Origin of the sequence: Pseudorhodoferax soli (assembly GCF_003337555.1) — a bacterium.
Classification (GTDB): domain Bacteria; phylum Pseudomonadota; class Gammaproteobacteria; order Burkholderiales; family Burkholderiaceae_C; genus Pseudorhodoferax; species Pseudorhodoferax soli.
Map to the genome: position 1 here is coordinate 487,189 of NZ_QPJK01000001.1, position 14,503 is coordinate 501,691.

Annotated in this window: 12 protein-coding genes; 5 read left to right on the forward strand and 7 right to left on the reverse strand. The window is 68.6% G+C overall.

All coding sequences use genetic code 11. The features are described from left to right. Positions 1–6 precede the first annotated feature (6 nt). The 7 genes from DES41_RS02190 to DES41_RS02220 are packed head-to-tail and all read right to left on the reverse strand — an operon-like array spanning position 7 to position 7,757. Positions 7–882, reverse strand: a complete 876-nt coding sequence (locus DES41_RS02190) for an alpha/beta fold hydrolase (RefSeq protein WP_114465474.1) — start codon at positions 880–882, stop codon at positions 7–9. Between the two features lie 7 nt (positions 883–889). After that, positions 890–3,013 carry a D-(-)-3-hydroxybutyrate oligomer hydrolase gene (locus tag DES41_RS02195; RefSeq protein ID WP_114465475.1) on the reverse strand — a complete coding sequence of 708 codons (2,124 nt, stop codon included), beginning with the start codon at positions 3,011–3,013 and terminating at the stop codon, positions 890–892. Between the two features lie 27 nt (positions 3,014–3,040). Then, positions 3,041–4,108 (reverse strand): branched-chain amino acid ABC transporter permease, encoded by a 1,068-nt coding sequence (locus DES41_RS02200; protein WP_114465476.1) that lies wholly within the window; start codon positions 4,106–4,108, stop codon positions 3,041–3,043. Further along, on the reverse strand, positions 4,105–5,082 hold the full coding sequence (locus tag DES41_RS02205) for a branched-chain amino acid ABC transporter permease (RefSeq protein ID WP_114465477.1): 978 nt from the start codon (positions 5,080–5,082) through the stop codon (positions 4,105–4,107). Before DES41_RS02205 ends, DES41_RS02200 begins: the two co-directional genes overlap by 4 nt. Continuing rightward, positions 5,079–5,798 (reverse strand): ABC transporter ATP-binding protein, encoded by a 720-nt coding sequence (locus DES41_RS02210; RefSeq protein ID WP_114465478.1) that lies wholly within the window; start codon positions 5,796–5,798, stop codon positions 5,079–5,081. Before DES41_RS02210 ends, DES41_RS02205 begins: the two co-directional genes overlap by 4 nt. Beyond that, a complete protein-coding gene (locus DES41_RS02215; protein WP_114465479.1) occupies positions 5,795–6,553 on the reverse strand; it encodes an ABC transporter ATP-binding protein in 759 nt (252 codons plus the stop codon). Before DES41_RS02215 ends, DES41_RS02210 begins: the two co-directional genes overlap by 4 nt. A 7-nt stretch (positions 6,554–6,560) precedes the next feature. Further along, a complete protein-coding gene (locus DES41_RS02220) occupies positions 6,561–7,757 on the reverse strand; it encodes a substrate-binding domain-containing protein (protein ID WP_114465480.1) in 1,197 nt (398 codons plus the stop codon). A 298-nt stretch (positions 7,758–8,055) separates the two neighbouring features. Between DES41_RS02220 and DES41_RS02225 the strand changes: the two genes are divergently transcribed. The 5 genes from DES41_RS02225 (at position 8,056) to DES41_RS02245 (ending at position 14,437) form a co-directional block, all read left to right on the forward strand. Further along, positions 8,056–8,640, forward strand: coding sequence for a BPSL1445 family SYLF domain-containing lipoprotein (locus tag DES41_RS02225; protein ID WP_114466790.1), 585 nt, complete (start codon positions 8,056–8,058; stop codon positions 8,638–8,640). Positions 8,641–9,006: 366 nt separating this feature from the next. Then, the gene (nirB, locus tag DES41_RS02230; RefSeq protein WP_114465481.1) at positions 9,007–11,526 is read left to right on the forward strand and encodes a nitrite reductase large subunit NirB; all 2,520 of its coding nucleotides are present in this window, start codon (positions 9,007–9,009) and stop codon (positions 11,524–11,526) included. Positions 11,527–11,538: 12 nt separating this feature from the next. Continuing rightward, positions 11,539–11,877 carry a nitrite reductase small subunit NirD gene (gene nirD, locus DES41_RS02235; protein ID WP_114465482.1) on the forward strand — a complete coding sequence of 113 codons (339 nt, stop codon included), beginning with the start codon at positions 11,539–11,541 and terminating at the stop codon, positions 11,875–11,877. 27 nt (positions 11,878–11,904) lie between these two features. Beyond that, positions 11,905–12,717, forward strand: a complete 813-nt coding sequence (locus tag DES41_RS02240) for a formate/nitrite transporter family protein (protein ID WP_114465483.1) — start codon at positions 11,905–11,907, stop codon at positions 12,715–12,717. Further along, positions 12,695–14,437, forward strand: a complete 1,743-nt coding sequence (locus DES41_RS02245; protein WP_114465484.1) for a bifunctional protein-serine/threonine kinase/phosphatase — start codon at positions 12,695–12,697, stop codon at positions 14,435–14,437. The genes DES41_RS02240 and DES41_RS02245 overlap by 23 nt, the downstream gene beginning before the upstream one ends. Positions 14,438–14,503 lie beyond the last annotated feature (66 nt).

Consider the following 14,503-nt stretch of genomic DNA (forward strand, 5'->3'; position numbering starts at 1 on the left):
CGCCCTTCAGGCAGCGGCCTGCGCCGCATCGATGAAGGCACGCACCGGATCCAGCTGCGACGCCACGTTGAGGGCCGGCGCATGCCCGCAATCGGGCACCTCCATCACCTGCAGACGCCCCGCCGCGCCCGGGCCGCGGCTGCGCATGGCGTGCACCGTCTCGGGCAGCACGAGATCCGACTGCGCGCCACGCAGGCACAGCACCGGCGCACTGATGGCGTCGTAGGCGTCCCACAGCAGGTAGTCGTCGGGATGGTCGACGAACTGCCCGACCATGGCCGGGTCGTAGTGCGGCGTCACGCGGCCGTCGGGCAGGCGCCTGGTGGATGTCTCGGTCAGCCGGCGCCACTGCGCATCGCCGAGCCAGCCATACGGCGCATAGGCCTGGCGGAAGAACGCCTCCAGCTCCGTCACCGTGGCGAACGCCGGTGGCTCCCCGGCATAGGCGCGGATGCGCGCGATGGCGGCATCGGCCAGCTGCGGCGCGTTGTCGTTGAGCACCAGGCTGCGGATGCGCGCACGCATGCCCGGCGCCACCAGGCCGCCGGCGCAGGCCGTGCCGATGGCACCGCCCATGGAGGTGCCGACCCAGTGTGCATGGTCGATGCCCAATGCATCGAACAGCGCCTCGGCCAGCTGCACGTAGAAGGCGATGCAGTACTCCTCGCGCGGCGCAGGGCTCCACTGGCTCAGGCCCCGGCCGATGGTGTCGGGGCAGACCACGCGGTAGCGGTCGGCCAGGCGCATGGCCAGCTCGTCCATGTCGCGGCCGGTGCGCGCCAGGCCGTGCCAGGCGATCACCACCGGGGCGTCGGGTGCACCCCAGGCGGTGTAGTGGATCTCGCGGCCGGCGCAGGCGACGTAGTGCGAACTGGGAATCATGGAAGGCTCAATCGGGGATCGTGAGCACGCCAGCGGCGTAGTCGATGCGGTTGGCGGCGGCCGGCGTGGCGGCGATGGGCGGCACGTTCGCGGCCGTGATGGCAGGCGCCTCGCCCGGCGTGCCGCCACGCGGCACGGTGCGCACCACCTGGCTGGGCGGTAGCGCCGTGCCGTTCCTGAGGTTCGCCCAGACGGCGTCCAACGCCTGGTTCAGGTAGACGTGCAGCGGGATGTAGCGGCTGTCGTAGCCGGGCAGCACGGCGGGCAGGCCGATGAAGCTGTCGAAGTGCTGGGCATTGGTGACCTCGATGTAGCTCAGCTTGCTGGCCGCACCTTCGACACGCTTGTTCAGTGCGGCGTAGGGGCGCGAGGTGTGCGACACCGGCAGCAGCGCGTCGTCGCGGCCGTGCACGATCACGACCGGCTTGCCGCGCAGGTTGCCATTGCGACGGGTTTCGTCCACGCCTGTCTTCAGGCGCTGCGCCCAGGCGTCGTTGCCCTCGACCAGTTGGCGCAGGCACAGCGCACCGTCCAGGTTCATGTCGAAACTGGCGGTGGAAGGCGAGCGCGACAGCAGATCGCGCGCGGCTCCTCCAGGGTTGTTCTCGTTGATGAGCTGCACGCCACCGGCCGGCGGCACACCGTTGCCAGTGACGAACATGGCGGCCAGTGCGGTGGCATTCAGCGCTTCGGGCACGCCCGTTGCGGTCGTGGCACCGTAGCCGTAGCCGCACAAGCGCTCTTGCACGCCTGCACGCGCCAGCCCGTTGGCAAACGTCACAGCCACGGCCGGCGCCACCTCGAAGGCCGCCAGCGAAGGATGCAGCACCTGCGCCTCGGCCTCCCAGCCGTAGGCGCGCAGCTTGGCCAGTGCCTCTTCGGCCTGGGCCGCGCTGTCAGCACCCGTCAGCAAGCCCTTGGACCTGAGCGAGGCACAGCGGGCCGCCGCCAGGGGCGAAAGTGTCGCCGCATAGGCCGCCTGGAATGGCGCCCCCGCCAGGCTGGGCGCCAGCGATGCACAGGACTGGTACACCTGCGCATAGGTCGTGAAGTCCACCAGCGTCTTCGCGCTGACCGGCACGGCCGTGGCGCCGCGGCGGATGCTCACACCCGGGTCGGCCGGCAGCTCCACCGCGGGCTCCGACACCGCCACCGCGTCGATCCAGCCTGCGTCGTCCAGCTCGGCCGCTGCCAGCGCTGCGCCGCCGCCGTTGGAGATGCTGGACGCGATCACCAGCGTGTTGCCCCGCGCGAAGGTCTGCCGCCGCGTGCCATCGCTTGCCCGCTCGCCGAGCCGCTCGTTGAGCACGTAGAAGGCGAACTGCACGGCCTGCAGCGTGAAGCGCCCCCAGTCCTTCTCGGGGTTCTGCTGCGAGTGCGCGTGCTTGAACGCGAAGCGGTTGGGCGTGGCTGCGTTGAAGGCGGCGCGCTCGCTGTCGGTCAGCGCGGCGCGGAAGGCCGCCGCCGTGCCGGCCGCGTTGGCCGCTGCGCGCGTGCCGTCGATCAGCGGCACGGTGTCGTTCTGCAGGTCGTGTGGCGCCGCGCCCGTGCCCTTGTCGGTGTAGGCCACGGCACAGCCGCGCTTGAGCGCCCATTCGCCGGCCGAGATGGCGCCATACACGCCGCGCGAGCCCGACGAGGTGGCGGTGACGATGCAGGGCTGCCTGGCATCGAAGCTGTTGGGCACCTGCACCATCAGCGTGACATTGCGCCGGCCCGTGCCGTCGTCGCTGTAGGCGATGTACTCGCCGCCGGCCACCTTGCCTTCGCCCAGCGAGGGAGTGCCGTCCAGCGCCACGTTGGGGCCGTAGAGCACGCCGTAGCCACCCTTGGCCGTCATGTCCAGCAGGGCGCGGTAGTTGTTGTAGATGGCATTGCGGCGCAGCTCCACCGCGGTCGGCGCAGCGGCATTGGTGTAGGCGGGTGCATCGCCTGCCAGGCCGGTCTTGCCCAGGCCGGCCGTCAGCAGGTCGTCCTGGCCGCCGTCGTACTCCAGCATGGTCACCGTGCCGACGAACTCGGGCTTGGCGTTGGCCTTGGGCCCGTCATCGCCGCCGCAGCCCGCCACCATGGCCGCCACCGCCATGGCCCCCGCACAGAGCGGCATCCGCCGCAGGTTCTCGCATCGCATGGTCTGTCTCCTCGTCGTTGAAAGAAATCAGCGCCGTGCCAACGCGCGCGCCCGCAGGCGCCCGACGATGCCGGTGGGAAAGTGGTAAACCGACAGCACGAACAACAGGCCCAGCCAGAGCAGCCAGCGGTCCGGCGTGAACACCGCCGCGAGCCAGGGCACTCCGGTGACGGCCTCATTGGCCATGCGCAGCAGGTCCTGCAGATAGCTCTGCGCCACCACGAACAGTGTTGCGCCGATGGCCGCGCCGTACAGCGTGCCCATGCCACCGATCACGACGATGAGCAGGATGTCCACCATGATCTCGAACGAGAGCGAGGTGTCCGGCCCGTTGTAGCGCAGCCAGATCGCCAGCATGGCGCCGGCCAGCGTGGCGAACAGCGCCGACAGCACGGCCGCCGTCGTGCGGTAGACGACCACGCGGTAGCCGATGGCCTCGGCGCGGAACTCGTTCTCGCGGATGGCCTGCAGCACGCGGCCGAACGGCGAGTTGACGATGCGCAGCAGCGCCAGCACCAACACCACGGCCAGCACGAACAACAGGTAGTAGCACAGCAGCCGGCCATCCAGCGAGGCACCCAGGAAGGGTTCTTCGGCGAACTCGAAACTCGGCGAGATGAGCTCGGGCATCTTGAAGGTCAGCCCGTCCTCGCCGCCCGTGAAGCTGGAAAGCTGCGAGGCCAGCGTCTGGAAGGCCGAGGCCACGGCCAGCGTGATCATGGCGAAGAAGATCGCGCGCACGCGCAGCGAGAACAGGCCGATGGCCAGCGACAGCACGAACGACAGCGCGAGCGCCGCGCCCACGCCCACGGCCAGCGCCTCCCAGCCCGCCCCCATGCGCGAGGAAGCGATCGCCACGCCGTAGGCACCGATGCCGAAGAACATGGTGTGCGCGAAGCTCACGATGCCGGTGTAGCCCAGCAGCAGGTCGAAGCTGGCGACCAGCACCACGAACACCACCACCTTGGCGGCGACGTTGAGCGCCTTGACGCCCGGAAACAGGAAGGGCGCGAAGGCCAGGCCCAGCAGCAGCGCCACGAGGATCACGGCCAGCCAGCGGCTGCGGGGCAGGTCGTGGGAGAGGACGCGGCTCATACCTTCACCACCGGATACACGCCCTGCGGCCGCCACATCAGCACGGCGACCATCAAGGCAATCGATGCGAACTGCGTGGCCACCGGCAGCACGAAGCCCACGTAGTTGACCATCAGCCCCACCAGCAGTGCACCGATCAGCGCGCCCAGCGTGGAGCCCAGGCCGCCGATGATGATGACGATGAAGATCAGCACGTTGACCTGCGCGCCCATCTGCGGGATCAGGTTCTGCTGGAACAGGCCCCACATCACGCCGCCCAGGCCCGCCAGCGCGCTGCCGGCCACGAACACGCCGACGAACAGCCGGCCGATGCGGTAGCCCAGCGATTCCACCATCTCGCGGTCCTGCACGCCGGCGCGGATCAACAGGCCGATCTTGGTGCGCGCCAGCGTCCAGGCCAGCGCCACGAACACCACCAGACCCACGGCCACGGCCAGCAGCCGGTACTTGCTGATCGCAGCCTCGCCAACGAACAGTGAACCGCGCAGCGCCTCGGGCAGCGGCAGCGGGATCTGCGCCGGACCCCAGACCATCTTGATGAACTCCTCGCCGATGATCATCCCGCCCATGGTGATGAGGATCTGCTTCAGGTGTTGGCCGTAGACCGGCCGCACGATGAAGCGCTCGAAGGCCAGGCCCACTGCCGCCGCCACGGCCATCGCCACCAGCATGGCCGGGAACACGGCGACGAGGTTGCGCCACAGCTGCTGCGAACCGGTCCAGTCGCCCATCAGGCCCAGCACGCTGCTGGCCACGAAGGCGCCCAGCGCGATGAATAGGCCATGGCCGAAGTTCAGCACGTCCATGAGGCCGAACACCAGCGTGAGGCCCGAGGCGATGACGAAGATGATCATGCCCATGGCCAGGCCCGCGACCGTGAGCGTGAGCCACGTCGAGGGCGAGCCCACCAGCGGCAAGGCCAGCAGCGCGAGCACCGGCACGAGCGCCAGCGGTTTCCAGTCGAAATTGCTCATATCGCCAATCCCAGCAAGGACTGCTGCAGCGCCGTGTCGGCGGCGAAGTCGGCCATCGATCCAGCGTGCACCACGCAGCCGTTGTCCATCACCGCCACGGTGTCGCCCAGCCGCTTGGCGAAGTTGAGGTTCTGCTCGACAAGCAGGATGGTCACGCCCTGCGCCTTGAGTTCGGCGAAGGCGTCGATCATGTTGTCGATGATGGCCGGCGCCAGGCCCTTGCTGGGCTCGTCCACGATCAGCAGCTGGCGCGGCTCGACGATGGCGCGGGCCACCGCCAGCATCTGCTTCTGCCCGCCCGAGAGCTTGCCGGCCGGGTGGTTCCAGAACTTCTCGACGGCCGGGAACATCTTGAAGATCCATTGCAGCCGCGCAGCGTCCATCTGCTCGGCGCGCTTGGCGGCGCGCGCGGCCAGCAGCATGTTCTCCTTCACCGTGAGGTCGGCGAAGATGCCCATGTTCTCCGGCACATAGGCGACGCCCAGCGCCGCGATCTGCGGCGTTGCTGCTGCCGTGATGTCCTGCCCCGCCAGCGCCACCCTGCCCTTGGACGCATGCCACAGGCCCATGATGGTGCGCAACGTGGTCGATTTGCCAGCGCCGTTGCGGCCCAGCAGCATGGTGACCTGGCCCTGGGGCACGACCAGGTCCACGCCATGCAGGATGTGGTAGGCGCCGATGTGCGTGTGCACGCCCTGGAGTTCGAGCAGATTCATGCCTTCGCGACTCCTAGATAGGCTTCCTGCACGATGGGCGAAGCGATGACTTGCGCCGGCTCGCCGTCGGCCACCAGTTGGCCGTTGTGCAGCACGATGATGCGGTCGGCCAGTTCGCGGACCACGTCCATCTTGTGCTCCACCAGCAGGATGGTCTTGCGCTTGTCCTGCTTGAGCTTGCGGATCAGGTCCAGGATGACGGGCGCCTCGGCCGCGTTCATGCCCGCCGTGGGCTCGTCGAACATGAAGACCTGCGGCTCCAGCGCCATCAGCAGCGCCACTTCGAGCTTGCGCTGGTCGCCATGCGGCAGGCTGGCCACGGTGTCGTGCTCGCGCGCCTTCAGAGCCACTTCGGCGAGGATGGCATCGGCCCGTGCCGTCAGGCCCTGGTGGTCGCTCCAGATGCTCCACAGGTTCAGGCCGCGCCGGTGCGGCCCCTCCTGCGTGGCCTGCACCGCCAGGCGCACGTTCTCCAGCACCGAGAGGTTGGGGAACAGGTTGGTGAGCTGGAAGGCCCGGCCCAGGCCTGCGCGGGTGCGGGCCGATGGGGGCTGCCCGGAGAGATCGCGGCCATTCAGCGACACCGTGCCCGCGCTCGCCTTGAGCTGGCCCGAGATCAGGTTGAAGTAGGTCGTCTTGCCCGCGCCGTTGGGGCCGACGATGGCCGTCAGCGTGCCGGACGCGAAGCTGCAGCTGACGGCGTTCACCGCGACGTGTCCGCCGAAACGGATCGTCAGGTCTCGGGTCTCCAGCACGCCGCGTTCAGCGCTTGTTGCGGACGGGCACGGCCATTTCTTCCGGCTTGATCTCGCGCACGAGCTCGGGCACGCCCCAGGCGAAGGCCGGGTCCTGCTTGATACGGAAGTGGTACATGCTCTGCATGGCCTGGTGGTCTTCCTTGCGGAAGGTCATCGTGCCCTTGGGCGTGTCGAAACTCATGCCTTCCATGGCCGTGATGAGCTTGTTGGTGTTGGTCTCGCCCCCGGTCTTCTTGAGCGCCGTGACCACCGCCATCGCGGCCGAGAAGCCGCCGGCCGTGAAGAAATCCGGCGGCGCCTTGAACGCCTTGTAGTGGGCCGCGACCAGCGCTTCGTTGACCGGATTCTTGGGCAGGCCGAAGTAGTAGTAGGTAGCGCCTTCCATGCCCGGGAAGCGCTTGTAGGCGGTCATGGCGGGCAGGATGTTGCCGCCCGTGGCCACCTCGATGCCGAAGCGCTTTTGCAGGTCGGCATCGGCCAGCGCGTTGAACGGCGTGGTGGCGCCGGCCCACACCACCCAGACCACCTTGCGGCCCGGCTTGTCCTTGAGCTGGTCGACGATGCGCTGGATGCCGGCCGTGAAGTCGGTGGTGGTCGGCGGCAGGTACTCCTCGTGGCCGATCTTGGCCTTCTTCACCGCGTCCTTGAAGGCCTTCACGCCGTCGCGGCCGAAGGCCCAGTCCTGCGCCAGCGTGACGATGGTCGTGCCGTCCTTGTCCAACGCCACGGCGTTGCTGATGGCGTCCTGGCTGGAGTTGCGGCCGGTGCGGAAGATGTACTTGTTCCACTTGTCGCCGGTGATCGAGGCGGCCACGGCGGGCTCGACGATGAGCACCTTCTTGTACTCCTCGGCCACCGGCAGCATGGCCAGCGCCACGCCCGAACCCGTGGTGCCCACGGCCAGGTCCGCCTTGTCGTCGGCATAGGCCGTGGCCAGCAGCGACTTGCCCAGGTCGGGCTTGCCCTGGTCGTCCTTCTCGATCACGACCAGCTTCTTGCCGTTCACCGCCATGCTGCCGCCCGTGGCGTAGTCCAGGCCCATCATGAAGCCGGTCTGCGTCTGCTTGCCGTAGGCCTCCAATGCGCCGGTCTTGCCATAGACATGGGCGATGCGGATCTCCTTGGGCTGGGCAAAGCTTGCGGTGGCGCACAGGGCGAGTGCGGCAACGGCTGACAAACGTGCCAGACGGCGACGGTTCATGGCGTAGTCTCCAAATATGTAATGCCTGGAAATTGCACAGTCCATGCCAGTCCTGTAGTTTGTTGAATTTCAACTACTTACACTCATCTTCCTCGCCGAGACTCCGTGATTCAGTCATGCAAAATGTCTTGAAACCAGACAATTGCCTGGCGTTTTTACAGGGTTTTCCTGGTGCTCCCAGCCCGCGCGGTCTGTAGGCCGCTGCCGCAACCGAAGCCCCTGCCCGCCGCTGCCGGCCTAGCATTGCCCTCGCCCTTTCGGGCCTGATGGAGCTACCCAAGGAACCGACATGCACAACATGCACAACAACCGCTTTCGCACCCTCGCCGCCACCGCCCTGCTGGGCGCCTGCAGCCTCGCCTTCGTCGGCTGCACGACCACCAAGCCCGGCACGGCCAGCGCTCCCGCTTCGGCGCGGCACGCCATCGACGCCGACGTGGATGCGGCTCTGTCCAAGCTTTACAACACCGTGCCCGGCTCGCGCGAGCTCGTGGCGCGCTCGGCCGGTACGCTGGTGTTCCCGTCCGTGATCAGCGCCAGCCTGGGCATCGGGGCCGAGTACGGCCGCGGCGCACTGCGCGAAGGCAGCCGCACGGTGGGCTACTACAGCACCACGGCCGGCTCGGTCGGCTGGCAGGCCGGCGCCCAGTCGCGCGCCGTGATCTACGTCTTCAGCACCCGCGACGCGCTGGAGAAGTTCCGCGCGAGCAAGGGCTGGACCGTGGGCGCCGACGCCACCGTGGCCCTGGCCACCGTCGGCGCCAACGGCCAGGTCGACAGCAACACCATCCGCCAGCCTGTCGTCGGCTACGTGCTGACCAACGCGGGCCTGGAAGCCGGCGTTGCCCTGCAGGGCGCGAAGATCAGTCCTGTCACGCCATGAGGCATTGCCCCAGGCTGGCACACGCCGGCCCGGGGATGCCCCAAATTGGGGCTTGGCGCGCACCACGCTTGCCGGTGCCGCGCCGACACTCCCACGCAAGCCATTGATTCCATTGCGCCAGCAACTGGCACATCAATTGCAACAACCGCCCTGTCCCCCGGCGCCGTAGCCGGGTGACGGGGCGGTTTCACATCCGCCCGACTCTCCGCCAACGGTGGCGGAACCTCTGCCTGCTGGTGGTCCGTTTGGACCGCGCGCAGGCGGTGTTCCAACCCAACCGGCGGAGCGCGCAAGCGCCACCCGCCAGGGTCGGCCAAGGCGCCCGATGCGCCGCGGCCTGCCCGCAGCCAGCAGGAGCGCAAGCGCATGAAGATCGTCGTCGTCGGCCACGGAATGGTGGGCCATAAATTCCTCGAGAGCCTGGCCGAAAGCGGTCTGCCGGACCTGGATGTCACCGTGCTCTGCGAGGAGCCGCGCGCCGCCTACGACCGGGTACACCTTTCCGAGTTCTTCAGCGGCAAGACCGCCGACGACCTCTCGCTGGTGGAGCCTGGCTTCTTCGAGAAGAGCGGCTTCAAGCTGCGCCTGGCCGCCCGCGCCGCCGCCGTGGAGCGCCGCGCCAAGACCGTGACCACCGCCGATGGCGAAGTCATCCCCTACGACAAGCTGGTGCTGGCCACCGGCTCCAACCCCTTCGTGCCCGGCGTGCCCGGCCGCGAGCGCGCGCACTGCCACGTCTACCGCACCATCGAGGACCTGGAGGCCATGCAGGCATCCGGCGCCAAGAGCAAAAGCGGCGTCGTGATCGGCGGCGGCCTGCTCGGCCTGGAATGCGCCAAGGCCCTGCGCGACATGGGCCTGCAGACCCACGTGGTCGAGTTCGCCCCGCGGCTCATGACCGTGCAGGTGGACGAAGGCGGCGGCCGCACCTTGCGCACCAAGATCGAGGCGCTGGGCGTGCAGGTGCACACGGGCCGCAACACGACCGAGATCACCGACGGCGCCACCGCGCGCCACCGCATGGTCTTCGCCGACGGCACGCACCTGGAGACCGACATGATCGTGTTCTCCGCCGGCATCCGCCCGCGCGACGACCTCGCGCGCCAGTGCGTGCTGGCCATCGGCCCGCGCGGCGGTGTGGTCATCGACAACCACTGCCGCACCAGCGACCACGATGTCTACGCCATCGGCGAATGCGCGGCCTGGAACGAGCAGGTGTTCGGTCTCGTGGCGCCGGGCTACGACATGGCGCGCACGGCCGCGCGCCACATCGCCGGCGATGCGGACGCCGCCTTCACCGGCGCCGACATGAGCACCAAGCTCAAGCTGATGGGCGTGGACGTGGCCAGCATCGGCGACGCGCAGGGCAAGACGCCGGGCTGCCGCAACTACCAGTTCGTCGACGAGCGCAAGCAGATCTACAAGAAGATCGTGGTCAGCGAAGACGGCAAGAAGCTGCTGGGCGCCGTGCTGGTCGGCAATGCTGACGAGTACGGCACGCTGCTGCAGACCGCCCTCAACGGCCTGGCGCTGCCGGACGATCCCGAGTTCATGATCCTGCCCTCCAGCGACGGCAAGGCCAAGCCCGGCCTGGGCGTCGACGCCCTGCCCGACAGCGCGCAGATCTGCTCGTGCAACAGCGTCAGCAAGGGCCAGATTTGCGCGGCCGTGGGCGAAGGCGCCTGCACCATCGGCGACCTCAAAGCCTGCACCAAGGCCGGAGCCACCTGCGGCGGCTGCGTGCCGCTGGTCACGCAGGTCATGAAGTTCGAGATGGCGCGGCGCGGCATGGCCGTCAACAACCATGTCTGCGAGCACTTCGCCTATTCGCGCCAGGAGATCTACCACCTGGTGCGCGTCGGCGAGATCAAGACCTTCGACGAGCTGCTGGCCAAGCACGGCAAGGGCCTGGGCTGCGACGTCTGCAAGCCCGTGGCCGCCAGCGTGCTGGCCTCGATCTGGAACGAGTTCGTGCTCAAGCCGCAGCTGGCCAAGCTGCAGGACAGCAACGACTACTTCCTGGGCAACATCCAGAAGGACGGCACCTACTCCGTCGTGCCGCGCATGCCGGGCGGAGAGGTCACGCCAGATGGCCTGATCGCCGTCGGCCAGGTGGCCAAGAAATACGGTCTCTACACCAAGGTGACGGGCGGCGCGCGCGTCGACATGTTCGGCGCGCGGCTCGAGCAGTTGCCGCTGATCTGGGAAGAACTCATCGCCGCCGGCTTCGAGAGCGGCCATGCGTATGGCAAGTCGCTGCGCACCGTGAAGAGCTGCGTGGGCAGCACCTGGTGCCGCTACGGCGTGGACGATTCCGTGGGCCTGGCGGTGCTGCTGGAGAACCGCTACAAGGGCCTGCGCGCGCCGCACAAGATCAAGTTCGGCGTGTCGGGATGCACGCGCGAATGCGCCGAGGCGCAGGGCAAGGACGTGGGCATCATCGCCACCGAGAAGGGCTGGAACCTCTACGTCTGCGGCAACGGCGGCATGAAACCGCGCCATGCCGAGCTGATCGCCAGCGACCTGAGCAAGGAAGCCCTGCTCGCCATGATCGACCGCTTCCTGATGTTCTATGTGCGCACGGCCGACCGGCTGCAGCGCACCAGCACCTGGCGCGAGAGCCTGGAGGGCGGGCTGGATTACCTCAAGCAGGTGCTGATCGAGGATTCGCTCGGCATCGGTGCCGAGCTCGAGGCGCAGATGCAGCACGTGGTCGACACCTACCAGTGCGAGTGGAAGACCGCCGTGACCGACCCTGCCGTGCGCCAGCGCTTCAAGAGCTTCGTGAACAGCGAGCAGCCCGACCAGCGCATCGTGTTCGTGAAGGAACGCGGCCAGATCCGCCCCGCCCGCGCGGAAGAGCGCGAAGCCCCCGCCACTGTTTGAAGGAACCGCACCATGCTGGCCAAGACCCACACCTGGACCTCCGTCTGCACCGCAGACGCCATCGTGCCCCACACCGGCGTCTGCGCGCTCGTCCAGGGCCACCACGTGGCGGTGTTCCGCCTCGGCGACGACCGCTTCCATGCCATCGACAACATCGACCCGAAGTCCGGCGCCAGCGTGCTGTCGCGCGGCCTGATCGGCAGCCTGGGCGAGCGCGTCGTCGTCGCCTCGCCGCTCTACAAGAACCACTTCGACCTGGCCACGGGCGAATGCCTGGAAGCGCCGGAGCACTCCGTCTCCGTGCATGCCGTGCGCATCGAAGACGGCAACGTGCTCGTCGCCCTGAACTGACTTTCCATCCCTCCACAGAGACACGCCATGGCCTACCTCGCCCCGACCGAATTCGTGACCAAGATGGTCGACTCCGGTGAATCCAAGCTGCTGATGTCCACCCGCGACACGCTGATCCGCTCCTACATGGCCGGCGCCATCCTCGCGCTGGCCGCCGCCTTCGCCGTCACGGTCACGGTCAACACCGGCAACCCGCTGGTCGGCGCCATGCTCTTCCCGGTCGGCTTCATCCTGCTGTACCTGATGGGCTTCGACCTGCTGACGGGTGTGTTCACGCTGGCCCCGCTGGCGGTGCTGGACAAGCGCCCCGGTGCCACCTGGAAGGGCGTGCTGCGCAACTGGGGCCTGGTGTTCTGCGGCAACTTCGCCGGCGCCTTCACGGTGGCCGTGTTCATGGCCATCATCTTCACCTTCGGTTTCTCCGAAGCGCCCAATGCCGTCGGCGAGAAGATCGGCCACATCGGCGAAGGCCGCACGGTGGGGTATGCGGCCCACGGCGCCGCCGGCATGCTGACACTCTTCATCCGCGGCGTGTTGTGCAACTGGATGGTGTCCACGGGCGTGGTGGCGGCCTTCATGTCGACCTCCGTGTCGGGCAAGGCCATCGGCATGTGGATGCCCGTGATGGTGTTCTTCTACATGGGTTTCGAGCACAGCATCGTCAACATGTTCCTGTTTCCCATCGGCCTGATGCTGGGCGGCAAGTTCACGTTCATGGACTACCTGATCTGGAACGAGATCCCCACCGTGCTGGGCAACCTGGTCGGCGGCCTGACCTTCGTCGGCCTCACGCTGTACTCCACGCACTACAAGACCGGTGCCAAGCGCCGCCCCGCTTGAGGTCACGCTCGGCCAGCACTCGCTGGCCGGCGACAAGGGACTGAACCAGGACTTCCACGGCGCCGTCGTCCCGACGGGCTCGGCGCTGTACTTCAAGGGCATCGCCGTCGCGCTGGCCGACGGCATCGGCTCCAGCCCCGTGAGCCAGGTCGCCAGCGCGGCGGCCGTGCGCGGTTTCCTCGACGACTACTACGCCACATCGGAGGCCTGGTCCGTGCGCCGCGCCGCGCAGCGCGTGCTGGGCGCCACGAATGCCTGGCTGCATGCGCAGAACCAGCGTGGCGATGCGCGCTTCGACAAGGACCGCGGCTACTGCTGCACCTTCAGCGCGCTGGTGCTCAAGGGCCGCGAACTGCATGTGCTGCACGTGGGCGACACGCGCATCTACCGCGTGCACGCGCAGGCGCTGGAGCAACTGACCGAGGACCACCGCGTGCACCTGGGTGCGGACCGTTCCTACCTGGGCCGCGCGCTGGGTGCCACGGCGCATGTGGAGATCGACCACCACTGCCTGGAGGCCGAAGCCGGCGCGCTCTACCTGCTGGCCAGCGATGGCGCCTACGAACGCCTGGACGCAGCCGCCGTGCATGCCGCGCTGGCCCGCTGGCCCGATGACTTCGACGCGGCCGCGCGGTCCTTGGCCGAGACAGCACGCGCACGCGGCAGCACCGATGACGCCACCGTGCAGCTTCTGCGCATCGACACGCTGCCGCCGCACGAGGCCCAGCCCTGGCAGGCGCAGCGCGCGCAGTTGCGGCTGCCGCCGCCGCTGGCACCGCGCATGGCCTTCGAGGGCTGCACGCTGGTGCGTGAACTCCATGCGAGCGCGCGCAGCCAGGTCTTCCTGGCGCTGGACCACCAGACCGGGCAGCACCTCGTGCTCAAGGTGCCGTCCGTGGAACTGCGCGAGGACCCCGATGCGCTGGACCGCTTCCTGCTCGAGGAATGGGTGGCGCGGCGCGTGCGCAGCCCGCATGTGCTGCAGGCCTGGGCCAGCGAGCGTGCGCGCGAACACCTGTTCGTGGCCATGGCCTACGTCGAGGGCCAGACGCTTGCGCAGTGGATGACAGACCACCCCCGCCCGGACCTGGACAGCGTGCGCGGCCTGGTGGCGCAACTGGCCAAGGGCTTGCAGGCCCTGCATGGCAAGGAGATGCTGCACCAGGACCTGCGGCCCGAGAACGTGATGGTCGACCGCAGCGGCACCGTGAAGATCATCGACCTGGGCTCGGCCCACGTGGCCGGGCTGGCCGAGGCCGCACCCGCGCACCAGGCCACGCGCATCGTGGGCTCCCTGCAGTACACCGCGCCCGAGTACTTCGTCGGCGGCCAGCCCACGGCCGCGGCCGACCTGTTCGCGCTGGCGGTGCTGACGTACCAGATGCTGAGCGGCCAGCTGCCGTACGGACTGCAGGTGACGCAGCTGCGCCAGCCCGCCGACCTCAAGCGTCTGCGCTACGTGCCGCTGCGCCACCACCGGCCGGAACTGCCGGCCTGGCTGGATGCGGTGCTGCTGAAGGCGCTGCAGCCCGAGCCCGCGCGGCGGCAGGAGGCGGTGTCGGAGTTCGTGCACGACCTGCACCGGCCGGGCGGCGCGCTGCTGCAGGCACGCGCGCTGCCACTCGTGGAGCGCGACCCCGTGCTGTTCTGGAAGGTTTGCACGGTGCTGCTGGGGCTGGGGACGGTGGTGTTGGCGGCCCTGCGGGTGCTGGGGCGCTGAACCGTCCGGCCCACACGCGACAAGGCCCGCGCGAAACAACGCGCGGGCCTTGCGGTCAGCGCAGGC